At 74.0% G+C, this 25,708-nt stretch carries 30 protein-coding genes and 1 pseudogene; 15 read left to right on the top strand and 16 right to left on the bottom strand.

What is annotated here, in order from left to right; genetic code table 11:
• Window position 1 precedes the first annotated feature (1 nt).
• Entirely contained in the window at window positions 2-625 is a 624-nt protein-coding gene (locus J2S42_RS37990) for an L-threonylcarbamoyladenylate synthase (RefSeq protein ID WP_307247293.1), read from the bottom strand.
• Window positions 626-855: 230 nt separating this feature from the next.
• On the opposite strand from J2S42_RS37990, the gene J2S42_RS37995 reads away from it, so the two are divergent.
• Window positions 856-4,146, top strand: a complete 3,291-nt coding sequence (locus J2S42_RS37995) for a hypothetical protein (RefSeq protein WP_307247296.1) — start codon at window positions 856-858, stop codon at window positions 4,144-4,146.
• Between the two features lie 21 nt (window positions 4,147-4,167).
• Window positions 4,168-4,434 (top strand): annotated as a pseudogene (locus J2S42_RS38000) (FAD-dependent oxidoreductase); the annotation flags it as partial.
• 23 nt (window positions 4,435-4,457) lie between these two features.
• On the opposite strand, the gene J2S42_RS38005 reads toward J2S42_RS38000, so the two are convergent.
• The 5 genes from J2S42_RS38005 to J2S42_RS38025 all read right to left on the bottom strand — a co-directional run bounded on the left by J2S42_RS38005 (window position 4,458) and on the right by J2S42_RS38025 (window position 8,744).
• Window positions 4,458-5,507 (bottom strand): spore photoproduct lyase family protein, encoded by a 1,050-nt coding sequence (locus J2S42_RS38005; protein ID WP_307247298.1) that lies wholly within the window; start codon window positions 5,505-5,507, stop codon window positions 4,458-4,460.
• Window positions 5,507-5,920, bottom strand: coding sequence for a DUF4259 domain-containing protein (locus tag J2S42_RS38010; RefSeq protein WP_307247300.1), 414 nt, complete (start codon window positions 5,918-5,920; stop codon window positions 5,507-5,509). The genes J2S42_RS38005 and J2S42_RS38010 overlap by 1 nt, the downstream gene beginning before the upstream one ends.
• Window positions 5,921-5,965: 45 nt before the next feature.
• The gene (locus tag J2S42_RS38015) at window positions 5,966-7,066 is read right to left on the bottom strand and encodes an AAA family ATPase (RefSeq protein WP_307247302.1); all 1,101 of its coding nucleotides are present in this window, start codon (window positions 7,064-7,066) and stop codon (window positions 5,966-5,968) included.
• 109 nt (window positions 7,067-7,175) lie between these two features.
• Window positions 7,176-7,655, bottom strand: coding sequence for a MarR family winged helix-turn-helix transcriptional regulator (locus J2S42_RS38020; protein ID WP_307247304.1), 480 nt, complete (start codon window positions 7,653-7,655; stop codon window positions 7,176-7,178).
• Between the two features lie 165 nt (window positions 7,656-7,820).
• Window positions 7,821-8,744 carry a FliH/SctL family protein gene (locus J2S42_RS38025; RefSeq protein ID WP_307247306.1) on the bottom strand — a complete coding sequence of 308 codons (924 nt, stop codon included), beginning with the start codon at window positions 8,742-8,744 and terminating at the stop codon, window positions 7,821-7,823.
• Window positions 8,745-9,131: 387 nt separating this feature from the next.
• On the opposite strand from J2S42_RS38025, the gene J2S42_RS38030 reads away from it, so the two are divergent.
• Window positions 9,132-9,944: a S1 family peptidase gene (locus J2S42_RS38030; protein WP_307247308.1), complete on the top strand. Its 813-nt coding sequence runs from the start codon at window positions 9,132-9,134 to the stop codon at window positions 9,942-9,944.
• On the opposite strand, the gene J2S42_RS38035 is transcribed toward J2S42_RS38030, so the two are convergent.
• Entirely contained in the window at window positions 9,938-10,915 is a 978-nt protein-coding gene (locus J2S42_RS38035; RefSeq protein WP_307247310.1) for a diacylglycerol/lipid kinase family protein, read from the bottom strand. The two genes, J2S42_RS38030 and J2S42_RS38035, sit on opposite strands and share 7 nt — an antisense overlap.
• 121 nt (window positions 10,916-11,036) lie before the next feature.
• Between J2S42_RS38035 and J2S42_RS38040 the strand changes: the two genes are divergently transcribed.
• The 4 genes from J2S42_RS38040 (at window position 11,037) to J2S42_RS38055 (ending at window position 14,973) form a co-directional block, all read left to right on the top strand.
• Entirely contained in the window at window positions 11,037-11,864 is an 828-nt protein-coding gene (locus tag J2S42_RS38040) for an ABC transporter permease (RefSeq protein ID WP_307247312.1), read from the top strand.
• A 32-nt stretch (window positions 11,865-11,896) separates the two neighbouring features.
• On the top strand, window positions 11,897-12,946 hold the full coding sequence (locus tag J2S42_RS38045) for a taurine ABC transporter substrate-binding protein (RefSeq protein ID WP_307247314.1): 1,050 nt from the start codon (window positions 11,897-11,899) through the stop codon (window positions 12,944-12,946).
• Between the two features lie 92 nt (window positions 12,947-13,038).
• A complete protein-coding gene (locus tag J2S42_RS38050; RefSeq protein ID WP_307247316.1) occupies window positions 13,039-13,863 on the top strand; it encodes an ABC transporter ATP-binding protein in 825 nt (274 codons plus the stop codon).
• Between the two features lie 246 nt (window positions 13,864-14,109).
• Entirely contained in the window at window positions 14,110-14,973 is an 864-nt protein-coding gene (locus J2S42_RS38055; RefSeq protein ID WP_307247318.1) for a TauD/TfdA dioxygenase family protein, read from the top strand.
• Window positions 14,974-15,111: 138 nt separating this feature from the next.
• Here the strand turns inward: J2S42_RS38055 and J2S42_RS38060 are convergent, their stop codons facing one another.
• From J2S42_RS38060 to J2S42_RS38070, 3 genes are read right to left on the bottom strand one after another with little or no spacing between them, the layout of a single operon-like run.
• Window positions 15,112-15,846: an alpha/beta fold hydrolase gene (locus J2S42_RS38060; RefSeq protein ID WP_307247320.1), complete on the bottom strand. Its 735-nt coding sequence runs from the start codon at window positions 15,844-15,846 to the stop codon at window positions 15,112-15,114.
• A gap of 17 nt (window positions 15,847-15,863) precedes the next feature.
• Window positions 15,864-16,526 carry a response regulator gene (locus J2S42_RS38065; protein ID WP_307247321.1) on the bottom strand — a complete coding sequence of 221 codons (663 nt, stop codon included), beginning with the start codon at window positions 16,524-16,526 and terminating at the stop codon, window positions 15,864-15,866.
• Window positions 16,523-17,635 (bottom strand): sensor histidine kinase, encoded by a 1,113-nt coding sequence (locus J2S42_RS38070; protein ID WP_307247323.1) that lies wholly within the window; start codon window positions 17,633-17,635, stop codon window positions 16,523-16,525. The genes J2S42_RS38065 and J2S42_RS38070 overlap by 4 nt, the downstream gene beginning before the upstream one ends.
• Window positions 17,636-17,774: 139 nt before the next feature.
• Here J2S42_RS38070 and J2S42_RS38075 point away from each other — a divergent pair, with 139 nt between their 5' ends.
• Both J2S42_RS38075 and J2S42_RS38080 read left to right on the top strand, forming a co-directional pair.
• Window positions 17,775-18,287: a sigma-70 family RNA polymerase sigma factor gene (locus J2S42_RS38075; protein ID WP_307247325.1), complete on the top strand. Its 513-nt coding sequence runs from the start codon at window positions 17,775-17,777 to the stop codon at window positions 18,285-18,287.
• Window positions 18,288-18,326: 39 nt separating this feature from the next.
• Entirely contained in the window at window positions 18,327-18,491 is a 165-nt protein-coding gene (locus J2S42_RS38080; RefSeq protein WP_307247327.1) for a hypothetical protein, read from the top strand.
• 163 nt (window positions 18,492-18,654) lie between these two features.
• Here the strand turns inward: J2S42_RS38080 and J2S42_RS38085 are convergent, their stop codons facing one another.
• Complete coding sequence (locus J2S42_RS38085; RefSeq protein WP_307247329.1) at window positions 18,655-19,317, bottom strand: alpha/beta fold hydrolase; 663 nt, start codon at window positions 19,315-19,317, stop codon at window positions 18,655-18,657.
• Window positions 19,318-19,364: 47 nt separating this feature from the next.
• Complete coding sequence (locus J2S42_RS38090) at window positions 19,365-20,669, bottom strand: hypothetical protein (protein ID WP_307247331.1); 1,305 nt, start codon at window positions 20,667-20,669, stop codon at window positions 19,365-19,367.
• A gap of 157 nt (window positions 20,670-20,826) precedes the next feature.
• On the opposite strand from J2S42_RS38090, the gene J2S42_RS38095 reads away from it, so the two are divergent.
• From J2S42_RS38095 to J2S42_RS38105, 4 genes are all read left to right on the top strand, one after another.
• Window positions 20,827-20,979: a hypothetical protein gene (locus J2S42_RS38095; RefSeq protein ID WP_307247333.1), complete on the top strand. Its 153-nt coding sequence runs from the start codon at window positions 20,827-20,829 to the stop codon at window positions 20,977-20,979.
• A gap of 381 nt (window positions 20,980-21,360) precedes the next feature.
• On the top strand, window positions 21,361-21,537 hold the full coding sequence (locus tag J2S42_RS38100; protein ID WP_307247335.1) for a hypothetical protein: 177 nt from the start codon (window positions 21,361-21,363) through the stop codon (window positions 21,535-21,537).
• Between the two features lie 47 nt (window positions 21,538-21,584).
• Complete coding sequence (locus J2S42_RS42080; protein ID WP_370879467.1) at window positions 21,585-21,668, top strand: hypothetical protein; 84 nt, start codon at window positions 21,585-21,587, stop codon at window positions 21,666-21,668.
• Between the two features lie 93 nt (window positions 21,669-21,761).
• Window positions 21,762-22,124 carry a hypothetical protein gene (locus J2S42_RS38105; RefSeq protein ID WP_307247337.1) on the top strand — a complete coding sequence of 121 codons (363 nt, stop codon included), beginning with the start codon at window positions 21,762-21,764 and terminating at the stop codon, window positions 22,122-22,124.
• A gap of 11 nt (window positions 22,125-22,135) precedes the next feature.
• Here the strand turns inward: J2S42_RS38105 and J2S42_RS38110 are convergent, their stop codons facing one another.
• The 4 genes from J2S42_RS38110 to J2S42_RS38125 form a co-directional block, all read right to left on the bottom strand.
• The gene (locus J2S42_RS38110) at window positions 22,136-22,426 is read right to left on the bottom strand and encodes a hypothetical protein (protein WP_307247339.1); all 291 of its coding nucleotides are present in this window, start codon (window positions 22,424-22,426) and stop codon (window positions 22,136-22,138) included.
• Between the two features lie 28 nt (window positions 22,427-22,454).
• Window positions 22,455-22,583 carry a hypothetical protein gene (locus tag J2S42_RS38115; protein WP_307247341.1) on the bottom strand — a complete coding sequence of 43 codons (129 nt, stop codon included), beginning with the start codon at window positions 22,581-22,583 and terminating at the stop codon, window positions 22,455-22,457.
• 187 nt (window positions 22,584-22,770) lie between these two features.
• A complete protein-coding gene (locus J2S42_RS38120) occupies window positions 22,771-23,529 on the bottom strand; it encodes a hypothetical protein (RefSeq protein ID WP_307247343.1) in 759 nt (252 codons plus the stop codon).
• Window positions 23,526-23,870 carry a PadR family transcriptional regulator gene (locus tag J2S42_RS38125; protein ID WP_307247346.1) on the bottom strand — a complete coding sequence of 115 codons (345 nt, stop codon included), beginning with the start codon at window positions 23,868-23,870 and terminating at the stop codon, window positions 23,526-23,528. Before J2S42_RS38125 ends, J2S42_RS38120 begins: the two co-directional genes overlap by 4 nt.
• Between J2S42_RS38125 and J2S42_RS38130 the strand changes: the two genes are divergently transcribed.
• On the top strand, window positions 23,864-24,154 hold the full coding sequence (locus J2S42_RS38130) for a hypothetical protein (protein ID WP_307247348.1): 291 nt from the start codon (window positions 23,864-23,866) through the stop codon (window positions 24,152-24,154). The two genes, J2S42_RS38125 and J2S42_RS38130, sit on opposite strands and share 7 nt — an antisense overlap.
• Before the next feature lie 11 nt (window positions 24,155-24,165).
• Entirely contained in the window at window positions 24,166-25,572 is a 1,407-nt protein-coding gene (locus J2S42_RS38135) for a glycoside hydrolase family 43 protein (RefSeq protein WP_307247350.1), read from the top strand.
• Window positions 25,573-25,708 lie beyond the last annotated feature (136 nt).

Raw genomic sequence — 25,708 nt, forward strand, 5'->3', positions numbered from 1 at the left:
CTCAGGCCTCGAACCGGGACGGATCGCCCGCGCCCACGCGCAGCACCTCGGGCACCTCCTCGGACAGGTCGATCACCGTGGTCGGTACGACGCCGCACTCGCCCGAGTCCAGCACCGCGCCCAGCTGGTGGTCCAGCCGTTCCTTGATCTCCCAGCCCTGCACCGGCGCCTCGTCCTCACCGGGCAGCAGCAGCGTGGTGGACAGCAGCGGCTCACCCAGCTCGGCCAGCAGCGCCTGGGTGACCGCGTGTGCCGGCACCCGCACGCCCACGGTCTTCTTCCGCGGGTGCAGCAGCCGCTTCGGCACCTCGCGGGTGGCGGGCAGAACGAACGTGTAACTGCCCGGGATCGCCGCCTTCACCGACCGGAAAACCGCGTTGCTGATGTGCACGAACTGCCCCACCTGCGCGAAGTCGCGGCACACCAGCGTGAAGTGATGCTTGTCGTCCAGCCCGCGGATCGCCCGGATCCGGTCCAGCCCGTCCCGGTTGCCGACCAGGCACCCGAGCGCGAAGCACGAGTCCGTCGGGTAGGCGATCAGCCCGCCCTCCCGCAGGATCGACACGACCTGCGCGATGGCCCTGGGCTGCGGATTGTCCGGATGCACGTCGAAATACCTCGCCACCCGCGCAGCCTACCCCGCACCCGATTCCAGACCTTTCAAACCCTTGCTCTCCCGCTCCCGGCGGGGTTGCGTCCCGCACGCTCCCGCGGGCACCGGCCGGCCGCGGGCGGCCTCCCTGTCAGTGCCGTGGGTGGTCACCACGAACGAAGACCCACGCAGCTCTCGGGAGCAGGTCCACCGGGTCACCCTGGCGGAAATTCGCGCTCGCCGGGAGAGGTGCCCCGGGCACAATGGGCGCCGTGCTGACCGGAACACGCAAGCTGCTGGAATCGCTGGAGACGCTGCCGTACCGGGCGCGGATGACGACGCTCGCCCGGTGGGCGCGCACCGCGCCGGATCGCGCCGAGGTCTGCGCCGACCTGCGCGGCCGGGGCGTCTACGAGCGCCGGCTCGCGCTGATCGCCGCGATGGTGGTGCGGGACGCGGCGGGGATCACGGCCGTGGCGAGCGACCCGGTGCCGGCGCTGCGGGCGGAGGCACTGGCCGCGGCCGCGCACACCGGTCTGCCGGCCCACGCGCACGCGGACCGCCCGGAGGTGGAACGGCGGCGGATCTACCGCGCGCTGCGCCAGCGGCACGCGCCGGACGTCGCGGACGCGCTGATGCCCGAGGTCCGGGCCCGGTTCGGCGACGACGAGGCGGCCGCGCTGCTGCCCGGCTGCGGCAGCGAGACCGTACGCGCGCTCCTGCCGGAGCTGGAGCACGGGTTCGGGCTGAGCCGGCTGGTCCGCCGGCACGCCGGTGTGGTGCTGGACCGGGCCCGCGAACGGCTGGCCGGGGCCGGCCTCGAGGAACGCGACCGGGTGTGGGGCGACGTCGTGCACGCGGTGCTGCGCTGCGACCCGGCGCAGGCGCTGGACCTGCTGGAACGGTACGGCCCGGAGGAGTCGCTGCCCGGCCCGCTCAGCGCGTACAGCCCGCTCGCGACGTACGACGTGCGCCGGGTCGCCCGGCTGCTCACCGCGCCGGCCCGGACCGGCTGGCTGGAACGCACCGCGCTGCCGCCCGGACTGCTGCGCCGCCTGGCCGCGCTGCCCACGGACGAGCTGGCCCCGGTCGGCGTCCGCTTCCGGCACCACGGCGCCGCGCTGGCCGCGTTCCTCGACGCGCTCCCGCCGCACCGGCGCGGCGAACTGTACGACCTGATCATGGCGGACGCCGACACGTCCATGCTCCTGCCGGCGACCGGCGTGATGGAGGCGCTGCCGGCCGCGACCCGAATCCGGGAGGCGGCGCGGGTGCTGCGCCTGCCCCGGATCCGCGAGCACGAGACCCAGGTCCGCACCTGGAGTTCGTACCTGGCCTGGCCGGACGCGAAGGCGGCGCTGGAGAGCGCGCTGACCGCAGGCGACGCGGACGAGCGGGCACGCGGATACGCGCTGCTGATCGGCGCGGCCCGCCGTTCCCGCGACCCGCGGGCCGTGGCCGAGACGGTCACCCGGCTGGGCCGGCTGCGCAACGAGCAGGACCCGGTGCGCGCGTCCGCGGTCACCGCGCTGGTGACGATCGCGCCGCTGCTCACCACCGAGACCGCGGCCGGCCTGACCCGGCTGACCAGGGACGCGGCCGAGGCCCGGGACGCGTCCGCCGCGACCACGTCCGCGCTCAGCCGCCTGGCCGCCGACGTGCTGCGCCACCACGTGGACGCCGCGGAGTTGCGTGAGTGGGCGCTGCTCACGATCGACCTGGTGAGCAGCGGCTCGGCCGTACCGGTGCTGCGGCGTTTCGGTTCCGTGCTGCGGCGCGGGCAGGAGCGCGTGGTCTTCGCCCGGTTGCGCCGCTGGGTCGAGGACGGGATCGCACGCGCGAACTACGGGCCGCTGTTCGCGGTCACGCACGCGCTCGGCCGGCGTGCCCGGACCGTACCCGAGCTGCAGGAACTTCTCCGGGAGGCGACCGGCGGGCACACGCTGCCGTCAGTCGCGCGGACCGCGATCGACCTGTGGCTGGACGACCCGCGGCACCGGGCCGCCCGGGTCGCTGAGGTGCTGGACCGGGACGTGTCCACGGCCAGCCTGGACATCGTCTGGTCCACGATGTGCACGGTCCGCACGGACCTGCTCGACCGGGTGCTGGACCGTCCGGTCACCGGCCGGTTCGTGCAGCAGGGGCCGCGGTGGGTGCCGGGCCGGCCGGCCCGCCCGGAACGGTGGCTGCCCCGGCAGCAGGCCCGTTTCGTTGAGCTGCAGGCGATGATCGCCGCGGATCCGGGTCAGGGCGTGTGGCCGCGCGCGTGGGCGATCCGGACCGCGGCGGAGATCCCGGACGCGGGCCGTGAGCTGGTGCTGCGCTACCTCGACCACCCGGAGGTGCCGATCGCGGAGGCGGCGCTCGGCGCGCTCGCCCGGACGGACCGGCCGGACCGGGCGCTGCCGATCCTGCTGCGGTACGCGGACGGCGACCGGGCGCGGGTCGCGCTCTACGCGGCCGGGCGCGCGGCCCGGTACGTACCCCCGTCGGTGCTGGTCGAGGTGGTGGGCCCGGTGCTGTCCGGGCCGGCGAAGGTGACCAGCCGCAAGGAGGCGGCCCGGCTGCTGGCCCGGTCCGGGCCACCGGCCGTGATGGCGACGCTGCGGGACGCCTACGCGCGGCCGGACCAGCACCGCGACGTGCGCGCCGCGATCGTCTCCGCGGCCCGGCAGCAGCTCGGCACGGAGGACAGCTGGGCGATCCTGCGCACCGCGGCCGGCGGCGGCCGGGAGGACCGGCGGGCGGTGCTGGCCGCGCAGCCGTACCTGATCGCGGCCCGGCACCGGCGCCGCTACGCCGAGTTCATCGTGGACGCGGCGCACGCGGACGACCGGGAGGTGCGGCGGGTCGCGTTCGGGCAGTTCCGGAGCTGGGCGCCGTGGCTGACCGGTGTCGACGACATGATCGTGGCCCGGCTGACCGACCTCGGGGAGTCGCTCACCCACACGGAGATCGCCGGCCTGCTGCGCGCCGGCGGGCCGGACGTGCTCGCCCGCGCGATGACCACGCTGGCCGGCCTGGACACCGCGCCGGGAGGCGCGGCGGCCGGTGGAGCCGGGCCCGGCGGCGAACCCCGGGAGACGGCGGACCGGCCGGCGCGGCGCCGCATCGAGGTGCTGGTCCGCGGCATCTACCTGCGGGCCCGCACGCTGCCGTCGAGCGCGGACCGGTCCGCGCTGACCGGCCCGGCGCGGTGGCTGGCCGGGCAGCCGGGCTTCACCGGTCTCGCCGCCGGCCTGCTCGTCGACCTGGGCCGGCTGGACAACCTGGACGAGATCGTGGAGCTGTGCGCGTCCCGGCCGGTGCTGGCCGCGTGGCTCGCCGATCGGGCGGCCACCCGGCTGCAGAGCCTGCGTGAGTGGTCCGACCCCGGGGCGATCGCCCGGCTGACCGCGCGCGGCGACACGGCCGGTGGGCTGTTCGCGGTCGCGCTGGTCTCGCACGGCGCCGGGGTCGGCTGGACGGAACCGTGGCGCGGCCTGCTGGCGGCGCTGCGCACGCACCCGGACCCGGATGTGCGCGAGACGGCGCTCGACATCGACATGAGCTGACGTCTGCGCCACGATGGCCGGATGACCGCTCGCTTCGACGTGGTGGTGGTCGGCGCCGGGCCGGCCGGTGCCGCCGCCGCGCTCGCCGCCCGCCGGGCCGGCGCGGACGTGCTGCTCGTGGACCGCGCGGACTTCCCGCGCGACAAGCCGTGCGGGGACGGCATCACGGCGCACGCGCTGGACGTGCTGCGCGACCTGGGCGTGCCGGACCCGGCCGCCGGGTTCGCGCCGGTGCCGGCGCTGCGGCTGCGCTCGCCGCAGGGGCCGCACCGCGCTGCGCATCGCCCGCCACGTGCGCTGAGCGGGGCGGGTCAGAACGCGTACCGCACCCGGCAGTACGGCGTGCGCTCGGCGATCAGATCGACCAGCGCCGCCACGTACCGGCCCTTGTGCCCGGTGCGGTAGCGGACGTTCCAGAAGCCGTTCTCCGAGCGCTTGCCCTGCTGGAGGTCCGGGCGCCAGATCAGCTCCTCCGCCTTCGGGTGCCAGCCCAGGTTGACCTCGTGCAGGTCCCGGTTGTGGGTCAGGAAGATGACCTCCGCGGCCAGCTGTGCCTTCGCGGCCGGGCCGATGCCGGCGTCGAGCCGGTCGAGCAGTTCGGCCCAGTCCGCCAGCCAGCCGTCCCGGACCACCACCGGGGAGAGGTTGACGTGCACCTCGTATCCCGCGGCGACGTAGTCGTCGATCGCGGCGATCCGGTCCGCGACCGGGGAGGTCCGGATGTCCAGGATCTTCGCGTCCCGCGGGGGCATCAGCGAGAACCGGATCCGGGTGCGGCCGCGCGGGTCCCAGCCGAGCAGGTCGCGGTTGACGTACTTGGTGGCGAACGACGCCTTCGCGTTCGGCAGCGACCGGAACAGCGTGACCAGGTCGCGGACGTTGTCGCTGATCAGCGCGTCCACGCTGCAGTCGGAGTTCTCGCCGATGTCGTAGACCCAGGCGTGCGGATCACACTCGTTCGGCTCCGGTTTCGCACCCTGCCGGCCGGCGTGCCGCCGGACGTACCCGCTGATCTTGTCGATGTTGGTGAAGACCGTGATCGGGTTGCTGTATCCCTTGTGCCGCGGCACGTAGCAGTAGGCGCAGGCCATCGCGCAGCCGTTCGCGGTGGACGGCGCGATGAAGTCGGCGGAGCGGCCGTTCGGGCGGGCGGTCAGCGATTTCTTCACGCCCAGCACCAGCGCCTCGCGCTTGATCCGCACCCACCGGTTGACGTTCGTCTCGTCGCCGTACAGTTCCGGGATCCGGTGGTGGCTCTCCACCCCGACCCGCACCGCGTCCGGGAAGCGGGCCAGGATCTCGGCGCCGCGCGGGGAGGCAGCGGCGGCCGGTTCGACGTAGATCCGGCGGATGTCGAGCATCAGCCCGCCTCGAGCGGTTCGCGGATCTCACGCAGCGACGCGAGCGCCTCCGCGTACAGCTGCGGTGAATCGCTCCACAGCGCGCGCCACTCGGAGTCGTCCGCGACGATCCGGTCCAGCGCGCGCAGTGCCAGCGCGGGCGTGCCGGCCGCGACCGGGATGCCGTCCGCCTCCTCCGGCAGGCCGGCCGAGGAGCGCAGCGCCTGCCCGCCCGGCATCGACGCGGCGACCACCAGCGCGGCCACGATCGCCTCGGCCGCGAGGTCGTAGTCGAGGTAGCCGGTGGTGGTGGCGGCCGCCAGCGCGTCGCGGATCACCACGGCCCGGTCCGCGGGCGTGGCGGCGCGCAGCAGCGCGTCCTGCCAGTCGAGCGCGGTGTCGTTGTCCAGCGGTCCGGGACCCCAGGCACCCATCGCGTCACCCCTCGTCGCGCCGACAAAGCCTCAAACAGGATCTTATTAGCGTTTCGGCCACTGCCAGGCAGGTGCCTCGAATCGGCCCAGACCAGCTACCCGGGTCTCGCCCTCCTCCTTGATCAGCTCGATCCGGTGCGCGTCGTCGCCGAGCGCGCGGGCGAGCGCGGCCGCGTGCGTGACCACCACGATCTGGCAGCGGGTGGCGGCGGTGCCGATCAGGCCGGCGAGCGGCGCGAGCAGGTCCGGGTGGAGGCTGGTCTCCGGCTCGTTGAGCACCAGCAGCTCCGGCGGGCGCGGCGTCAGCAGCGCGGCGGCGAGCAGCAGGTAGCGCAGCGTGCCGTCGGAGAACTCCGCGGCGCCGAGTGGGCGGCGCAGGCCGGGCTGGGTGAGCGTGAGCCGCAGGAGGCCGTCCGGGTCGTCGTCGACACCGAGGCGGCTGCCCGGGAACGCGGCGTCGATCGCGTTGTCCAGCTCGCCCTCGACGCCGATCTCCCGGATCGTCTGCAGCGCGGCGGCCAGGTCGGCGCCGTCGTGGCCGAGGATCGGCGTGCGGGTGCCGATCACGGTCCGGCGCGCGGGCGCGTCCGCGTCCGTGCGCAGGTGGTCGTAGAAGCGCCAGCGCCGGATCCGTTCCCGCATGCCGATCAGCGGGCCGTCCGCGTACTCGCTGAGCATGCTGTCGTACGGCGCGACCGCCTCCAGGACCGGTTCCAGGCGCCGGTCGTTCCGGATCGAGATCAGCGGGCCGGCGCGGTCGGCCAGCACCGCGGACGGGCGCAGCAGCGGACCGGACCAGAGCACCTCGCGCTTGATCTCCGGATCGTTGTTGAAGAGCGAGCCGGTGCTCGGCACCGGCAAGCCTAGATCGATGGCGTAGCCGCCGTCGTCACCCGAGAATCCCAGGCGGATCGAGACCGGGCTGTTCTTGCGCGGCGGTCCGGCCCAGCGGGTGGACGTCAGCCCGCCCTCGCGCGCGACCGCGGCGACCGCGCCGTTGCGTGCGGCCTCGGCCAGCAGGCGCAGCGCGCGGTAGAGACTGGATTTTCCGCTGCCGTTCGCGCCGGTGACGACGGTGAGCGGCGCGAGCTCCACGGTCAGGTCGCGTATCGAGCGGTAGCCCTCGACCGAGAGTGTGCGGATCATGCCCATGATTCAAGCATGGGCGCGATCTAGGGCGCTCCGCCCTAGATCGATCCCCCCATTCGATGTGGTGCACATCGGGCTGCCACCCGGTGTTCGGTGCTGTGTCGGGTCAGGCCGCCACGACCGGCCGGCGGGCCAGCAGGTGGAGCGCGTTCAGGAACTGCTCGCGCTTCTCCTCGTCGAGCGACGCCAGCGTCGCCTCCTCGGCCGCCTCCAGGCCGGCGGAGAGCTCGGTCAGCACGGCACGGCCGGCGTCCGTGATCACCAGGCGGCGGACCCGGCGGTCGGCGGCGGACAGATGCCGCTGGAGCATGCCGGCCCGCTCCAGATCGTCGATACGGTCGGTGACCACCGTGCGGTGGATGCCGAGCCGGTTCGCCAGCGAGATCTGGGTGCCGTAGTCACCCGCGGAGACCGCGGCCAGGATCTCGTAGCCGTGCTGCCCGCCGGGCGCGGTGGCCAGGACCGCGTCGGCCCGGGCCAGGTAGTCCCGCAGCACGGTCCGCAGTGCCCAGCCGAGACCGGCTGATGACGGCGGCGGCACGTGCCGTGCCGGGGCGGGTCGTGGGGTGAGCGATATGCGCTGCACGGGTCGATTCCTCCTCGTACTGATGTGCCGGGCTTTCTGCAATTAGGCCCGCGCGGTGTTGACGACCTGTTGACGACGGATAGGCATCGAGGGTTCGAACCGTGTCGCATATAAAACAAAAGGGCCCGGAACGCCCTCGCGACGTTCCGGGCCCTTTACGGACAGTCACTTCTTGTCGTCGTCGTCCTCGTCCTCGTCGTCCTGCGCCGCGTGCCGCTGCGCCTGCGCGGCCTGGGCCGCCTGCGCCGCCTGCTGGGCAGCCTGAGCGGCCTGCTGGTTCTGCGACGCCTGCTGCGCGGCCTGAGCGGTCTGCTGCTGGGCCTGGGCGGCGGCCTGCGCCTGCGCGGCCTGCACCGCGCGCTGCGCCTGGGCGGGGATCGCGGCCGGGGCGACCTCGCCCTCGTCCTCGTCGTCGTAGTCGGCCTCTTCCGCGATCTCGCCGACGACCTGCGGCTGGTCCACCCAGAGCGCGCGCAGCTGACCCTGCATGAACGAGGTCAGCCGCGACCGGTACTCCCGGTCGAACTGCTCCAGCGCCTCGATCTGGTCCTGCAGCGACTCCCGCTTCGCGCCGAGGCTGCCGACCACGTCGTCGAACCGGCGCTGTGCCTGCTGGCGGGTGTGCTCCGCGTTCTGCTCCGCGTGCTGCTCGATCGTCTTCGCCTGGGCGCGGGCGTCCGCGACGATCTTCTCGGCCACGCGGTGTGCCTCGTCGACGCGGTTCTGCGAGTCGCGGGTGAGGCGCTCGGCCGCGGCCCGCGCCTCCGCGACCGCCTTCTCGGCCTCGCGGCGCAGGTTCTCCGCGTGCCGCTCGGCCGCCTCGGCGATCTGTTGCGCCGCGGCGGCCGCCTCGGCGCGGATCTTCTCCGCCTGGGCCTGGGCACCCGTGATGTGGGCCTCGGCCGTGCGCTGGGCCATGGTCAGGACCTGGAGCGCCTGGCCGGGCATGGGGGGACCGCCGGCCGGGCCGCCGAGGGCCTGTGCCGCCAGGGCGGGCATGATCTCGGGGTGTTCCGAGGTCGTGCTGTCCGGCATTGCGTTGCCGTTGAACATCACCTTGACACGATCCTTCATCCGATTGTCAGCCACGATTTTCTCCGTACGTGCGGGCTCATACGCGCGGCTTCGTGCCGACGAGACGCCGGTGAGACGGGCTTTGAACCGCGGCATGTTACCAAGCCGCCGACATCGAATGCGAGGGTCGTTCCGGCGGTATTCCCGCCATGATCGTTCAACCCACGCCGGCCTGCGGAAACGCTCCGGCCGAATAGCGTCGCCGGGTCACGCGTACCGGTAGATCAAAACCCCTTTCGAAAGCGGATGTCCCCCTTCCGGCGTGGTCGCCTTCCGCCGCTCCCGCGGCCGCGGATCCGAGGCGGCTCACCATCCGCGAAAAACCGCCCCGGGGGCATCCCGCCGGAGGGATGGGAACGACGGGATTAGGGCGGACAGTCACAGTGGTGCGACGCTGCGTGGATGAGGCGGGTGGTCGCGGTGCTGGTCATGGTGGTGTCGCTGCTGGCAGTACCGGCGGCGGCGCAGGCGCGCTCGGTGGAGACGCTCCCGGGCACGGCGTGGTGGACGGATCCGGTCAGCGGGGAGCGGCTGGTCGCGGCGGACGCGTCCGTGGGGGAGCGCGATCTGCGGCGGCTGGCCGCGTCCGCGGACACCGTGCTGCGCGAGCCGGGCGTGCGGCGCCAGCGGCTCGCGGGCGGCGACCCGATCTTCCCGGCCGGCGGCTACCGCTGCACGATCGGGTTCAACGTGCGCAGCACCGCGCTGCCGTACCGGTACTACTTCATCACGTCCGGCCACTGCGTCGGCCCGGTCGGGTCCACGGTGAGCAGCGCCGGCACGGTGATCGGGACCGTGGTGCAGCGGCTGAACCCGCGCGATCTCGCGCTGGTGCAGTACACCCCGCCGGCCGGCGTCGTGGTACCGCCGCACCCGAGCGCGGTCAACCGCTACAACGGCACGCTGCAGCCGATCACCGGGTTCGCCACCGCGTTCGCCGGCCAGGCGGTGCAGCGGGCCGGCAGCACGACCGGCCTGCGCAGCGGCACGGTGACCGCGGTCAACGTCACGGTCAACTACGCCGAGGGCACGGTCTACGGCCTCACCCGGACGACCGTGTGCGCGGAGCCCGGTGACAGCGGCGGCCCGTTCTTCGCCGCCACCACCGGGCTCGGCACGTTCAGCGGCGGCTCCGGCAATTGCACGGCCGGCGGCGTCACGTACTTCGCGCCGATCCTGCCGTACCTGTCGGTGTGGCAGGTCGGCGCCTACTGACCGGTCTTCATCAGCCGCTTCGCTCGGTCGGCCACCGCGTCCGCGTCGTTCGCCAGGTCCGGGTGGTCGGCCGGCTGCGGCACGCACAGCCACAGCGCCTTCGGCAGCACCTCGACCTCGAGGCGGCGGCCGGGCGCGATCAGGTCGCCGTCCAGCTGCCGCTGCTCGGTGCGGCGCGACTCGATCGTGACCCGGGCGCCCCGGAACACCTCCAGCGCCGGCACCCGGTCGTGCCGCCGCGCGACCGCCCAGGCCATCGCGGCCCACTGGCGCAGCGTGCGTGGCGACAGCACGGCCACGTCCAGCTTCCCGTCCGCCGGGTCGGCCGCCTCCAGCAGCCGCACGCCGCCCTGGAGCCGGCCCACGTTCGCGATCAGCACGGTCTTCGCGCGCCGGTGGAGCGGCCGGCCGCCGTCGATCGTGACGGTGACCCGCATCGGCCGGTCCCGCAGGTGTTTGGCCGCGCCGATGATGTACGCCGGCCAGCCGATCCGCTTCTTCGTCGTCTCCGACGTGGAGTCCAGCATCTTCGCGTCGAAACCGAGCCCGGCCATCACCGCGAAGCAGGCGTCCTCGCAGCGGCCCACGTCCAGCCGCCGGAGCCCGCCCTCGATCGCGGTGCCGAGCCCGGCCGCCAGGTCGGTGGACAGGCCCAGGTTCGCCGCGAGCAGGTTGCCGGTGCCGGCCGGGAGGATCGCCAGCGCCACGTCGGTACCGGCCAGCGCGGTGATGCAGGCCATCACGGTGCCGTCGCCACCGGCCGCGAACACCACCTCGGCCCCCTCCTCGATCGCCTGCGTGGCCTGGCCGCGCCCTGGGTCCTCGGGCGTGGTCTCGTACCAGACCGGCGCCGGCCAGCCGGCCTTGGCCAGCGTCTCCGTCACGGTCTGCCGGAATCCGTCGAGGTCCGGCACCTTGGCCGGGTTGACCACGACCGCGCAGGCCGCGGGCACGTTGAGTTCGGTGGGCACGTGTTCCTCCAGCTCGGGGGCGCCGCTCAGATACCCCGTGGGCGACCCTCGCACACCCGGGTGTCTCCCGAAGCGTGAACGGGCATTGCCCAATCCCGAGTAGTCCTATAGGAATATCAGGGTGACCGCCGTTCTGGAGACCACGGCGCCGCCGTCCACCGGCGTGCCCGTGACCACGAAACCCGCCCGCCGCCGCCACGTCGCGCTGCGGGTCCTCGCCGTCGTCGTCCTGCTCGTGCTCTGGGAGCTGACCGCCCGGTTCATGCAGAACCCGACGTTCATCCCGTCGCCCGCCGCGGTCTGGCGCCAGCTGATCGTGACCTCGACCGACGGCTACAGCGGCCACCTGCTGACCGAGCACCTCGGCGTGAGCCTGCGCCGCATCCTGATCGGCTCGCTGATCGGCGTCGCCGCCGGTCTCGTGGCCGGCGTGGTGATGGGCACGGTGCCGTGGGTGCGGGTGGTGACCGAGCCGGTGGTCACGTTCGTCCGCGCACTGCCGCCGCTGGCGTACTTCAGCCTGTTCATCATCTGGTTCGGCATCGACGAGACGCCGAAGCTGTGGCTGCTGTCGATCGCGGCGCTGCCCCCGGTCGCGGTCGCCACCGCGGCGGCCGTGCACGCGGCGCCGACCGGGCTGGTCGAGGCCGCGCGGGCGCTCGGCGCGGGCCGCGGCGACGTGGTCCGCGACGTGGTGCTCCCGCATGCGCTCCCGGAGATCTTCACCGGCATCCGGCTCGCGGTCGGCATCGCGTACTCGTCCGTGGTCGCGGCCGAGACGATCAACGGCGTGCCCGGGATCGGCGGCATGGTGCGCGACGCGCAGCGTTACTCACAGACCGACGTGGTGGTGCTCGGGCTCTTCGCGATCGGGCTTTCCGGCCTGCTCATCGACGCGTTGCTGCGGCAGGCCGAGGACCGGCTGGTCCCCTGGCGCGGGCGCATCTGATCAAAAATCGACAACCAGCAGAGGGTACGGATGTGAGCAGCTTCAAACGTGTCGCGGCGACAGCGGTGGCGGTCCTGATGGCGACCGGCGCATGCGGTGACGGTGCCGCCAGCCAGGGCCGTGGTGGCGGCGGCGACGGCGCCGCGGACCGGACCATCCGGATCGCCTACCAGGCGTTCCCCTCCGGCGACCTGATCGTGAAGAACCAGGGGCTGTTGGAGAAGGCACTGCCCGGCTACGAGATCACCTGGACCAAGTTCGACTCCGGGGCCAGCATCAACACCGCGTTCGTGGCCGGCAGCGTGGACATCGCCGCGATCGGCTCCAGCCCGGTCGCGCGCGGGCTCTCCGCGCCGCTGAACATCCCGTACCAGGTGGCGTTCGTTCTCGACGTGGCCGGCGACAACGAGGCGCTCGTGGCGCGCAACGAGTCCGGCGTGACGGACGTCGCGGGCCTGCGCGGCAAGAAGGTGGCCACGTCGTTCGCGTCGACGTCGCACTACAGCCTGCTCGCCGCGCTGGACCGGGCCGGGCTGAAGGAGTCCGACCTGACCATCGTGGACCTGGAGCCGCAGGACATCCTGGCCGCGTGGACGCGCGGCGACCTGGACGCGGCGTACACCTGGCTGCCCACGCTGGACGCGCTGAAGAAGGACGGCACGGTGCTCATCTCCAGCCGGGAGCTGGCCACCGCCGGCAAGCCCACGCTGGACCTGGGCGTGGTGTCGACCGCGTTCATCGAGGCGCACCCGGACGCGGTCGACGCCTGGCGCAAGGCCGAGGCGCAGGCGCTGGACCTGATCGCCACCGACCCGGCCGCGGCCGCGACCGCGGTCGGCGCGGAACTCAACATCACGCCCGAGGACGCGCGCAACCAGCTCAGCCAGGGTGTCTTCCTCACGCCCGCGGACCTGGCCACGCCGGAGTGGCTCGGCACCGAGGGCGCGCCGGGCAGGATCGCGGACAACCTGGTCGCGGCCGCGCAGTTCCTCCACGACCAGCAGAAGATCGACTCGGTCCCCGACCTGGCGACCGTACAGAAGGCCGTCTACGTGAAGGGACTTCCCGGTGCCCTCTCCTGACGCGATCGCCGACATGTCGATGCAGTCGGCGCCACCGGCAATCAACCCATCAACCTGTCCACACGTCGTCCGTGACGCGGACGCCGCGCGGCGTGGCCGTCGTGGCTGACCCGGCCGGCAGCACGGCGAGCGCGCGGCCCGCCGCGGACCCGGCGCCCGCGGCCGTGGAGATCGACGAGGTCACGCACGTCTACGGGCACGGCGCGGCCGCGGTCACCGCGGTCGGGCCGGTCAGCCTGCGCGTGCCACCCGGGGAGTTCCTGGTGCTGGTCGGCGCGTCCGGGTGCGGCAAGAGCACGCTGCTGCGCCTCATCGCGGGCTTCGAGGAACCGAGCACCGGCACGGTCCGCGCGGCCGGTCAGCCGCCCCGGCCCGGGCGCGGCGCCGGGCTCGTCTTCCAGCAGCCGCGCCTGTTCCCGTGGCGCACCGTCGGCGGCAACGTCGACCTGGCGCTGCGCTACGCCGGCGTGCCGAAGGAGGAACGCGCCGTCCGCATACCGCGCCTGCTGGCCGACGTCGGCCTGCACGACGTGGAACGCCGCCGCGTCTGGCAGATCTCCGGCGGCCAGCAGCAGCGCGTCGCGATCGCCCGCGCGCTCGCCGTGGAGAACCCGCTCCTGCTGCTGGACGAGCCGTTCGCGGCGCTGGACGCGCTCACCCGCGAACGGCTCCAGGAGGACCTGCGCCGAGTCAGCGCGGCCACCGGCCGGACCAGCGTCTTCGTCACGCACAGCGTGGACGAGGCGGTGTTCCTCGGCAGCCGCGTCGTGGTGCTCACCGAACGCCCCGGCCGGATCGCCCTCGACCTGCCCATCCCGTTGCCGCGCGGCGACGTGAAGCCGGAGGACCTGCGCGCACTGCCGGAATACGCGGCCCTGCGCGCCGAGATCGGCCACGCGGTCCGCGCGGCCGCCTGACCCGGCGCAATCCGCGTCATCCGCCTGGCCCGGCCGGTTCGCGTCACCTGCTCGGCCCGGCACGCCACCGCCCGGCCGGCGGCGATCCGGGTCACCTGTTCGACCCGGCTGCGTCACCTATCCGGTCCGGCGCGGTCCGCGCCACCCGTTCGACCCGGCGCGTCGCGCGTCACCGCCCGACCGGCGGCGGTGCGTGCCGCTGCCGGAGGAAGCAGTCCCACGTCGTACCGTCGAGAGGAACCGGTCATGACAGCGACCACTGTGGAGCTTCGCCTCGACCCGCTCGGGCCGCGTTTCGGCGCGGACGTGCTCGGGCTCGATCTGGCCACGGCGAGCGACGAGGAGATCGTCGCGGTCCGGGCCGCGCTGGTCGAGCGGAAGGTGCTGTTCTTCCGCAACCAGGCATTGGACGTGGACGGGCAGGTGCGGCTCGGCAACCGGCTCGGCGAGCTGACCGCGTCGCATCCGGTGATCGGGCCGCTCAGCGAGCAGCACCAGGAGATCTACGCGATCGACAGCGCGGACAACGGATTCGCGGACGTCTGGCACACGGACGTCACGTTCGTGCGCCGGCCCCCGATGGGTTCGATCCTGCGCGCGGTCACGCTGCCGCCCAGCGGCGGCGACACCAGCTGGGCCGACTCGCAGCTCGCCTACGAGTCGCTGCACCCGGGCGTACAGCGGCTGGTGGACGGGCTGACCGCGGTGCACGACGGCAACCGCGAGTTCGGCTACTACCTGGCGCAGCGCCGCAACGGCCGCGGCAACGAGTGGGACGGCGAGATCGTCACCCGGCTCGACCCGGTCGAGCACCCGGTGGTGCGCGTGCACCCGGAGACCGGCCGCAAGGGCATCTTCGTCAACCCGGGCTTCACGTCGCACGTCGTGGGCGTGTCGGACGCGGAGTCGCGCGCGATCCTGGACCTGCTCTACGCGCACCTGACCAAGCCGGAGCACGTCGTCCGGCACCGCTGGCAGCCCGGCGACGTGGCGATGTGGGACAACCGCAGCACCTCGCACTACGCCAACCGCGACTACGGTGACACCCGCCGCGTCATGCACCGCATCACGCTCCGCGGCGACGTCCCGGACGGCCCCGCCGCGATCTGACCGCCGGAACCGCGAGCGTCGGCCGCCCGCGGGGAGGCGCCCGGCGAGGCGCCCGAGCGCCCTGGTCGGCCGGTCAGGGCGCTCCGGCGACGTCGCAGCGAGCGTGCCGGATCGGCGGTCCAATGCGTGATCGACCGGTCAGTGGCCGGCGGTCAGGAACGGCAGCACGGCGGCCTCGAACGCGGCCGGGGCGGTGCTGTGGACGCGGTGGCCGGCCGGGATCGTGACCAGCCGGCCGTCCGGCAGCGCCCGCACCAGCGCGTCCAGGCCACCGGCGGCGACGTGGCTGCGCGGTCCGCCGCCGATCACCAGTGTGGGTGCGGCGATCGACGGGAGCCGGGCCCACCAGCCCGGGTCCGGCTCGCGCAGCTGCCGGACCGCCTCGGTGAGCGCGCGCCGGTCGAAGCGGCCGCGGCGCACCACCAGGCCCAGCATCGGCAGGATCATCCGCCACGCGGGCAGGCTCTGCGCCCGCGACGTCGCCGACGGCACGGGCGGGTCCTCCAGCACCAGCCGCGTCACCCGCTCCGGCGCGGCCTGAGCGACCAGCGACGCGGTGTGCGCGCCGAGCGAGTGCCCGACCAGCGGCGCCCCGCCGAGACCCAGCGCGTCCATCGCGCCGAGCACGTCGTCGCGGAAACCGGTCAGCGGGTAGTCGCGGGTCCGGCTGCTGCCACCGTGCCCCCGTAGATCCAGCGCGATCGGGCGCAGCCCCGCCGCGGCCAGTGCCCGGGTGAACGCGTCCCAGCTCGCCGCGCCCCGGCTGCCGCCGCCGTGCAGCAGTACCACCGGCGGCGCACCCGCGGCGCCGGCCGTACGGTAGGCGATCGTCACGCCGCCGCCGGCGTCCACCGTGCCCCCGCCGATCATCATCCCCGCAGCGTACGGGCTCAGCGGCCGCGCGGGGCGACCAGGCCGCTCTCGTACGCGACCACCACGGCCTGGGCGCGGCTGGCCAGGCGGAGCTTGCCCATCAGGCGTTTCACGTGCGTCTTCACCGTGGCCTCGCTGAGCACCAGGCGTTCCGCGATCTGTGCGTTGGACAGGCCGTTCGCGACCAGCCGCAGCACCTCGGTCTCGCGCGCGGTCAGGCTGTCCAGGGCCGGTACGGTCGCGGCCGGGGTGCGGTGCCGGTCCGCGTACGCCTCGATCAGCCGCTGCGTGATCCGTGGTGCCATCAGCAGGTCACCGGCGACGATCGTGTGCACGGCCGCGATGATCCGCTGCGGTGGCGTGTCCTTCAGCAGGAAGCCGGACGCACCCGCGCTGAGCGCGGCGTACACGTACTCGTCCAGGTCGAACGTGGTCAGCGCGACCACGTGCGGCCGGTGCTCGCCGGCCAGGATCGCGCGGGTGGCCGCGATGCCGTCGACGTGCGGCATGCGGATGTCCATCAGCACCACGTCCGGCCGGACGTGTTCCGCGATCGCGATCGCCTCCGCGCCGTCGCACGCCTCACCGGCCACCTCGATCCCGGGCGCGGCGTTGAACAGCGCGATCAGGCCGGCGCGGATCAGCGCCTGGTCGTCGGCCACCACGAGCCGGACGGTCATGAAGAGGTCTCCTCGATCGGAAGTCGTAACCGGACCCGGAAACCGCCGCCGGTGTGCCGGCCCGCGGTGAGCACGCCGCCGTAGAGCGCGGCGCGTTCCCGCATGCCGCGGATGCCGTGCGAGTCCGGCGACGGCGGCGGGTCGTGCGTCTTCGTACCGTCGTCGGTGATCGTCACGGTGAGCGTCAGCTCGCCGTAGTCGACGTCGACCCGGGCGGTCGCGGGACCGGCGTGCTGCAGCACGTTGGTCAGCGACTCCTGCACCACCCGGTACGCGCACAGGTCCGGCCCGGCCGCGAGCGCCCGGACCCGGCCGGTGACGTGCACGTCCACCGCCAGCCCGGCCGAGCGGGTGCGCGCCACCAGGTCGTCCAGGTCGGCCAGGCCCGGCTGCGGCTGGAACGGCTCCGCGCCGTGGTGGATGCGCAGCACGTCCAGCAGCCGGCGCATCTCGGACAGCGCCTCGCGCCCGGCGTCGCCGACCGTGGAGAGCGCGGTGCGGGCGGTGGCCGGGTCGGAGTCCAGCACGTACTCCGCCACGCCGGCCTGCAGCGAGATCACCGACATGTGGTGGGTGACGATGTCGTGCATCTCCCGTGCGATCCGCACCCGCTCCTCGACCACCGCCTCCGCGGTCTTCGCGGCCGCCCGTTCCACCCGCAGCGCCCACCGCTGGGTGCCGTCGCCGACCGTCCAGGCGATCACCATCACCAGCGCGTACTGCAGCAACTCCGGGACGGTCAGCGGCACCGGGTACGTGTGGTAGGCCACCACCAGCGTGAGCAGCGTGGCCGCGAACGTCAGCGCGGCCGTCCACCGGGACCGCAGCGTCGCGACCGTGAACTGACCGATCACCAGGCCCAGCCCCGAGTTCGGCCACGCGCCGAAGCCGCACAGGCCGTAGAGCACGAGCGCGCCGACGATGACCATGGTCGCGCCGACCGGCGCCCACTGCCGCAGCGCGACCGGCGCCACCGACAGGAACGCCAGCGTCGACGCCAGCCAGTGCGGCGTGTCGTTACTGTAGGTGATGAGCGAGGTGATGGTGAGTCCGGTCAGCGCAGCCGCCAGCAGCACGTCGGTCAGCACCGGGTCGAACAGTCTCCGCACGTCACGACGCTATCGCGATCGGATCACCCGGCGCGTCTTCCGCGCGACGGACCGTCGTGTACCCCGAGAGGGGTATGTGCATTTGCCGCTCTCGGGTGACGACGCGTGCACCCAATCTTCGTAGGTTCGGGTGATGCGCGTGGCTATCTCGGACGGCCTCGATAACCTCTACCGCGAGCACGGCACGGCGCTGATGGTCACGCTCACCCGGGTGACCGGCGATGCCCATCTGGCCGCTGATCTGCTGCAGGAGACAGTGATCCGGGCCTGGCAGCATCCCGACGCCCGCAACGAGGCCGGCACATGGAACCGGGCCTGGCTGGTCACCGTGGCCCGCCGGATCGCGATCGACCACCTCCGTGCGGCCCGGATCCGGGTGGTCATGGTCGGCGACGAGCACCTGGAGACGCGAGCCGCCCGCGTCGAGGACGAGTCGCGGCGCACGCTCGACCGCATGGAGGTGCGGGCCGCGATCGCATCGCTCTCCGACAATTCCCGCAAGATCATCGTGGGTACGTACTTCGAGGGCCGCACCGTGGCGGAACTGGCCGGGACGCTCGGCATCCCGGAGGGCACGGTCAAGTCGCGCACGTTCTACGCGCTGAAGTCGCTGCGCGCGGCGCTGATCACGCGTGGTTACCTGACCGGCTGAGGCCTGTTTTGCGTCGTGACCACCGGGGCATGAAGGGTCATGGCACACCCTGATCCGTACCCGCCGATCGACCCTACCGAGCCCGTCCCGGACGACCCCGGCGAGCTGCTGCCCGACACCCCGGACACGCTGCCACCGCCCCCGATCGAGCCCACGCCGGACGACCCGGGCGGCGACCCCGGCGCCGTCCCGGAACCGGCCTGACCCGCCGATCGGTACCGCCCTGTCCCGCCGGTCACCCCATTCCGAACCGCCGGCCAGCCCCGATTGACCGCCCGGCCAGCCCTGGCTGACCGCCCGGCCAGCCCTGGCTGACCGCCCGGCCAGCCCTGGCTGACCGCCCGGTCGGCACTGACTGATTGCCCGGTCAGCGCTGGCTGATCGCCCGGTCGACCGCGGCTGATCGCTCGCTCAGGAAAGGCAGCACCGCGGCGGTGAACGCCGCCGGTGCGTCGCGGTGGATGTGGTGACCGGCCGGGATCCGCAGCACGCGCGCGTCCGGGATCAGCGACGCGGCCTCGTGCGCGAGCGCGGAATCCAGGTGACTGCCCGGCCCGCCGTCCAGGATCAGCGTCGGCGCGGTGATCCCCGGCAGCGCCGCCCACCAGCCCGGGTCCGGCGCGTTCAGCTGCGCCACCACGGTCTCCCGGGCCGCCCAGTCATAGGGCGGCTCGGCGTCCGGCCGCCGCAACGGCCCGAGCCGCAACGCCCCCGGCTTCGGCATCGGCGCCTCCTCCAGCACCAGCCGGGTCACCCGCTCCGGCCGGTGCGCGGCCGCCAGCAGCGCCACCGTCCCGCCACTGGAGTGCCCGACCAGCGCGGCCCGCGCCACCCCGGCCGCGTCCAGCAGCCCGAACACGTCGTCCCGCATCGCGATCAGGTCATAGACCCCCGGCCGGTCACTCTCCCCGAACCCGCGCACGTCCACCGCGAACACCCGGTGCCGCGCCGCGATCGCGGTGGCCACACCGTCCCACGTGGAACGGTCCGCACCACCGCCGTGCACCAGCACCACGACCGCCCCGTCCACCGGCCCGCTCACCGCACACGCCAGCCCCACACCCCCGACCCGGTACCTCACAGCCCCGCCTCCACCAGCCGCCGATCCATCTCGGACACCGGCATCCCCGGCGCCGCAGCCGCCGCCCGCACGACGCGAGCGTCCGGGTCGTCCAGCAGCCGCAGCAGCGCCGCCGTTGGCAGCCGCGGGTGATCGGCGACGCACCGGCGAACCATCGGATCCGGATCGGCCGCGAGCCGCGCGGCGATCTCCGCGGGCAGATCCGGGTCGCGTACTGCCAGCACGCGCATGCGCGCGTCCGCGTCCGCGGCGAACCGGCGGAGTGTCGCGGCCGGGAACGGGAAGTCGTCGGCCGGGCGCCAGCGGCTGTGTTTCCGCGGCCGGTAGTCGCGTTCCAGCCGTTCCGCGGTCGCCAGGTCGACCAGGTGCGGTGCGCGCCGTGCCGCGGCGAGACGCACGGTGTTGTCCCCGTCGTCCAGCAGGCGCCGCACCACGTCCGCCGGCAGTCCGGTCGCGCGGGCGGCGGAGCGGCGGAAGCACGGGTACGGCGAGGCCACGTGCGGCAGCGGATCCGCGGTCACCCACGGCAGGTGCAGGTGCTCCAGTTCCAGGACCGCCCGTTCGCGATCCAGTAGCCGGTCGATCTCCGCATCGTTCAGGCCGTTCGCGAGCAGGTCGCCGTGCTCCTCCTGAAGGGCGTCGTGGATACGCCGGCGTATCGGCCCGGGTGTGTCCGGCCGCGCGAAGACGGCCAGCGTCACCCGGGCGGACACGTCACCGGCGAGCCGGTCGCGGATCTCCGCGGGTAGTGCCGGGTGCATCGCCACCTCGCGCCGCACGGCGGGATCCGGGTCGGCGGCGAGCCGCGCGGCGAGGTCCGGGTCGGCCGCGAGCCGCGCGGCGAGGTCCAGGTCGGTGGTGAGCCGCGCGGCCGGGGGCGGCGTCAGTGCTGCGGGGTGGCTCGTGCCGGTCCGGGTGGCCGGGTCGGGCGGCGGCGCGGGTGCGAGGTCAGGTGAGGCGCCGGCGTGGGCCGAGCCGGCCGCCTCCCGTACCGCCGGGTCCGGGTCTTCACGCAGCAGGGCGCGCGTGCCCGGGGCGGCGTGGGTGGCCAGGGCGAGGCGGATGGTGGGATCGGGGTGCGCGGCGAGGCGGCGCTGGGCGGGCGGTGGCAGGTGGCGGTTGAGCGCGAGCGAGTGCAGCAGCCAGTAGCGGCCGGAGGCGAGAATCGCCTCGATCAGCGCGTCCGTGAGGTCGGCGCGCTTCGCGACGTGGCCGCGACCCGAGTGACGGGACAGCAGTCGGTGGATCATCGGCCCCGGGAGGGCGGGGTTCGTCTCGAGGCCGTCCAGCACCGCGTCCATACGCCGAGTGTAGGGGTGGAAAAAGCGGTTGCGGGGGTGGGCTCGCGGCGGTTAGGAAGGGGGCCGGACCACGGACCGGAAGGAGGCGCGATGTCTCGCATCGACGAACCGCTCGTGCCCTCCGGGCGCACGGGCACGCACTCGCATGAGGAGAGCCGTGACGCTCACGATTCGCCCGATCACCGGGCTTGACGAACTCGACCTGTTCAACGGCCTGCCCTACCGGCTGAACGACCAGATCGCGAAGGACCTTCGGAGGGCCGGCGGCACGCCCGCTGGCTGTGGGTTGCGCTGCGTGACGCTAGGCTGACTGCCCGCGTGGCGTTCTGGCCCCCGGCCCGGTGATCCGGAGCCGATGGTCATCGACGTCTTCGACGTCGACCGGTGCCGCGAGCACGGGTGCCGGGAACGCGAGGGCCGCAACGGCCACCGCGAGAACGGCCGGTGCCGCGGCCGGGCGGCGGGAGTGTCGGAAGGTGGTCACGGCGCGCAGGCTCCAATGTGGTGGGATGGCAGGACGGCGACGCCGGCCCAGGGGAGGGGCCGGCGTCGATCCGTGCGGGTGCCGGCCCGCTTGACCCGGGCCGGCGCCGTCAACGGCCTGGACCAGGCCAGCGTGAGCGTGAGCACCGCGGCGTAGGAGCCGGCCGCGCGCGACTCGGGCACGCCGAGGCTCAGCGCGGCACCGCAGGTGGAGCTGCCGAGACTGCTCCCCGCGTCGGCGCTGCACAGCGACCTGGCCGGGCGCCGGGACGCGGACGACCCGGGGGCCGGCGCGACCGTGCGGACGTTCGAGGTGGAGGCCGGCTGGGGCGGCGGCTGGCACCGGGCCGGCCGGCTCGCGTTCGCGGCCGTGCCGCCGGGGTAGGGCTGACCCGGCTGAGCTGGCGCGACCAGCACGGCAACAACGGCACCGTGGCGTTCGACGGGGACGGCGCCGGTTCCCTCGGCACGCACCAGACGGCCGGCGAGGGCGCGGTCGGCTACCGCCGAACGTGAGGTGCCGGCCACCAAGGCGTGACGTGTGCCGCTGGGAGGATCCGGCACGGTACGGGGGCGCGGCGCGGGCCGGCCGGCGCCTACCGTGACGGGGTGAGCAGCTGGTTCGAGGGGCCGCCGCGGCTGGTACCGCACCGGTGGCACGGGGACGCGACCATGACGGAGCCGGACCACGGCACCGAGCTGGCCTGGCCGGCCGAGGGTCCGCCGGATCCACGGGACGTGGTGGTGATGGGCCCGCGCACGCGCGCCCACTACTCCAGCGAGGTGCGATCGCGGGGTGGGTGCATGCGGCTCCGGGTCGCCTCCGGACGTGCGGCGGGCCTCCTCGGTCTCGGAGTGCAGGCGATCACGGACCGCGTCGTACCGTTGCAAGATTTTGATCTTGATTTTGCTGATCTGATGCGGAGGGCGGCCGGCGCGGGAACCGTGCGGTCACGCTGCCGCCCACGGTGACCGGCGGCGGCCTACGGGCGCGGTGCGACCCGCACCCATCCGCGGCCCCGTGCGCCGCGCGGGCGGGTCCCGGCGAGGCAGCGTTCGCACAGGTGTCGCACGTCGTCCGCGTCGGTGAGCACGTCCGAGGAGCGATAATCCCACGGTACGTGCGGGAAGCGGCGCAGGCCGGCCTTGGCCAGCGGCACGCCGCACAGTGTCTGATTGGTGCCGGGCAGCCAGGCGTGCGCGTCACCGGCCGGCTGCCGCACGCCGTCGTCGCCCGGCACCTGCCCGGAGGCGGCCACCGCATATCGAGCCATGACCGGCGGATACCCGGACTGCGCCCGGCTACGCGTGCCCGATCGGGGCTCCGGCCGCGCCGAACCGCCGGACCGGGTCGTGGCCGGACGCCGGGTCCGTGACGATCCCGGCGAGCGCGGCCGGCCCCGGCACCGGGAGCCGTGACGCGGCGCCCACCTTCTCGGGGCCCGCCGGGACGGCGCCGTTTCCTCGCCGCCTCGTCCGTGTCGCCGTGGTCAGGTCCGCGTCACCGATCTGACCGGCTCCGCCGCCCACGGAGACCGCGCCGCGGGCAGTGGAGTCCGCGGTCGCTGGGTGGCCGGCCGACGTGACCGGCGAACGGAGCCGCGAACGCGGGCCCGGTTCAGCGCGCCCGGGCCGGGACCGGTGACCGTAGCAGCCGGACGCCGGTCCACACGCTCCACACCAGATAGCTCGGCACCAGCACCGCGATCCCGAGGACGGCCAGGCTCTGCATCGACGGCGGCAGCCCGCCCCGGCTCAGGCCCACGCCGAAGCAGATCAGCATCAGCGTGAGCGCGCCACCGGCCATCAGGCCGGCGGCGCTGAGCCCGGCGGGCACGCGGCCGGCTCGCAGGTCGGCGACGGATGTGCCGATCAGCCACCCCGCAGGCCCCAGCGCGCACAGCACGGCCGCCACCACCAGTACACCGGCGAGCGGCCCACCCGCGCCGGCGAGCGCGACCAGGATGCCCGCCAGCACCGCGCCGAAGCCGCAGCCGGTCACGGTCAGTGCGGTGCGCAGTGGCCCGCGGCCACTCGCCGCCGCCCGGAGCGCCACGGCCGGCGCGATGCCGAGCGGGCCGAGCAGGAACAGCGCCTCCGCGCTGTCCTCGCCGATGATCGTGGCCAGCAGCGGCGCGCCGGCGACCAGCGCAGTCGTGACCAGCATCGCCGCACCGGCCAGTGCCGGCGCCAGGCGCGACGGCCGGCCGGTCAGCGAGCGCCGCAGCGCCGGCAGTTTGATCAGGACGTCGGCCGCGTACCACCACCGGCGGGCGCCGCGCACGTCGTGGAGCAGGCCGAGCGTCTCCTCGCGCCAGCGGTCGCGGTGCGCGGGCGGCAACAGCCGGGCACCGGCCCGGATCAGGGTGTCGATCATCGGGCGAGACCTCCGAGCGGCGGGTGCGGGAACGGGACGGCGGGGCGGCGGTGGGTGGCGCGGCGGCGCTCGGACTCGGCCAGGAGCGCGCGGGCCGGCTCGACGCTGGCCGGGGTGAGCCGGTAGTAGCGGCGGCGCGGCCGGCCCTCGGCGTGCTCGCCGTCCTCCCAGCGGCTTCCCACCCAGCCGGCGCCCTCGAGCCGGGCCAGGATGGGGTAGATGGTGCCGGGCGGCAGGCCGGTGGCGTCGACGATCTGCAGCCCGTAGAGCTCCGCCTCGGGGTCGGCGAGCAGCGTCTGCAGCACCAGCCGGGTCTGCAAGGTGGCGCGGAACGGTGGCATGTCTCGTACTCTACATAGGGTGTCAACCGCGGGACGGCGGCGACCTGCTCGTCAAGGTGGTCAACGCGCAGTCCTCGGACGCCGTCACCCGGATCGACCTGGGCGGCCTGCGGGTGCGTGACCGGGCGCAGATGACCGTGATCACCGGCGACCCGGGCGAGCAGAACACCCGGTCGGCCGAGCCGATCCAGCCGGTGACCACCACCGTCCGCGGGATCTCGTCCGACTTCACGAGGACGTTCCCGGCCAACTCCGTGACGTTCCTTCGTCTGAAGACCAAGTGAGGGCCCCGCAGATGACCAGCCGACGCAACCTGCTGCTGGGCGTGACCGGTGCCGGTGTGCTCACCGGTCTCGGCTCCGCCGCACCCGCGACCGCGCGGGACGACCGCACCGACGCGGAGATCTACGGCGTACCCACGGCTGATCCACTGATCTCCCAGCGGGCCGACCCGTTCATCACGCCGCGGATCAACGGCACGTACTACTTCACCGGCTCGGTCCCGGAGTACGACCGGCTGATCGTCCGCAAGTCGGCCACGCTCGCCGGGCTGGGCACGGCGGCCGAGTCCGTGGTCTGGCGGCGGCCCGCGACCGGCCCGATGGGCGGCCACATCTGGGCGCCGGAGCTGCACCGGATCGACGGGACGTGGTACATCTACTTCGCGGCCGGTGACGCCGACGACGTGTTCCGGATCCGCACGTACGTGCTGGAGTTCCCGCTCGCCGACCCGGCCGACCCGGCCGGCTGGACGCTGCGCGGACGGCTCGCCACCGAGTGGGACAGCTTCACACTGGACGCCACCACGTTCGCGCACCGCGGCCGCCGGTACCTGGTCTGGGCGCAGTCCGAGCCGGAGATCGCGGTCAACTCCAGCCTCTACATCGCGCCGATGGCGAACCCGTGGACGCTCGGCGGCAAGCCGACCCGGATCGCCACGCCCACCCGGGACTGGCAGATCCAGGGCTTCCGGGTCAACGAGGGGCCGGCCGTGCTGATCCGCAACGGCCGCGTCTTCGTCACGTTCTCCGCGTCCGCCACCGACGCGCGCTACGCGACGGGTCTGCTCACCGCGTCCGCGTCCGCCGATCTGACGCGGCACGCGTCCTGGACCAAGACCCCCGGCCCGGTCCTCACGACCGACGAGCAGACCCGGCGGTACGGGCCCGGGCACAACTCGTTCACCGTGGCCGAGGACGGCGTCACCGACGTACTGGTCTACCACGCCCGCGACTACCGGGACATCACCGGCGACCCGCTCTACGACCCGAACCGGCACACCCGCGTCCAGAAGCTCTACTGGCACCCGGACGGCACCCCGCTGTTCGGCATCCCGGTCGGCTCCGGCGGCCCGATCGTGCGGGTCTCCCCGGCGGGCATGCGGCGCGCGTTCATCCGCCACGACCCGGCGGCCGGCGCGGTCACGGTCCCGGACGGCCCGCGCGACCTGGAGCACACCCAGTTCCGCTTCCTGCCCGCCGCGGACGGCACCGAGACGATCCAGTGCGTCAGCCACCCCGGCCGGTACCTGCGGGTGGACGGCGGCACGGTCACCGCCGGCGAGCCCGCCCGGTTCCGCCGCCAACGGCGTGCCGGTGGCGGCATCACCCTCCAGCTCGCCACCGAACCGGACCTGTATCTGCGGCACGAGCGGGGCACGCTGGTCGCCGGTACCCGGCCCGGCGCGTTCACGCTGAGCTGAGCACACGGGCGCAGGGAGCGGTTACGGCCGGTCCCTGCGGCCGCGCACCGTAGCATCGGCGCGCGGCACTCGCATGTGGACGCCCATCGAATACTTGCCCTTGCGAAATAATCTGACGTACATCACTGTCCCGGTG

Origin of the sequence: Catenuloplanes indicus, from assembly GCF_030813715.1 — a bacterium.
Classification (GTDB): domain Bacteria; phylum Actinomycetota; class Actinomycetes; order Mycobacteriales; family Micromonosporaceae; genus Catenuloplanes; species Catenuloplanes indicus.

Bases quoted from the DNA above. Each gene is read 5' to 3' on its own strand.
- J2S42_RS38090 (WP_307247331.1), bottom strand. From the start codon at position 20,669: ATGGACGCGGTGCTGGACGGCCTCGAGACGAACCCCGCCCTCCCGGGG.
- J2S42_RS38120 (WP_307247343.1), bottom strand. From the start codon at position 23,529: ATGATCGACACCCTGATCCGGGCCGGTGCCCGGCTGTTGCCGCCCGCG.
- J2S42_RS38010 (WP_307247300.1), bottom strand. From the start codon at position 5,920: ATGGGTGCCTGGGGTCCCGGACCGCTGGACAACGACACCGCGCTCGAC.
- J2S42_RS38055 (WP_307247318.1), top strand. From the start codon at position 14,110: ATGACAGCGACCACTGTGGAGCTTCGCCTCGACCCGCTCGGGCCGCGT.
- J2S42_RS38015 (WP_307247302.1), bottom strand. From the start codon at position 7,066: ATGATCCGCACACTCTCGGTCGAGGGCTACCGCTCGATACGCGACCTG.
- J2S42_RS38125 (WP_307247346.1), bottom strand. From the start codon at position 23,870: ATGCCACCGTTCCGCGCCACCTTGCAGACCCGGCTGGTGCTGCAGACG.
- J2S42_RS38030 (WP_307247308.1), top strand. From the start codon at position 9,132: ATGAGGCGGGTGGTCGCGGTGCTGGTCATGGTGGTGTCGCTGCTGGCA.
- J2S42_RS38060 (WP_307247320.1), bottom strand. From the start codon at position 15,846: ATGATGATCGGCGGGGGCACGGTGGACGCCGGCGGCGGCGTGACGATC.
- J2S42_RS38005 (WP_307247298.1), bottom strand. From the start codon at position 5,507: ATGCTCGACATCCGCCGGATCTACGTCGAACCGGCCGCCGCTGCCTCC.
- J2S42_RS38080 (WP_307247327.1), top strand. From the start codon at position 18,327: ATGGCACACCCTGATCCGTACCCGCCGATCGACCCTACCGAGCCCGTC.
- J2S42_RS38065 (WP_307247321.1), bottom strand. From the start codon at position 16,526: ATGACCGTCCGGCTCGTGGTGGCCGACGACCAGGCGCTGATCCGCGCC.
- J2S42_RS38110 (WP_307247339.1), bottom strand. From the start codon at position 22,426: ATGGCTCGATATGCGGTGGCCGCCTCCGGGCAGGTGCCGGGCGACGAC.
- J2S42_RS38135 (WP_307247350.1), top strand. From the start codon at position 24,166: ATGACCAGCCGACGCAACCTGCTGCTGGGCGTGACCGGTGCCGGTGTG.
- J2S42_RS37995 (WP_307247296.1), top strand. From the start codon at position 856: ATGGGCGCCGTGCTGACCGGAACACGCAAGCTGCTGGAATCGCTGGAG.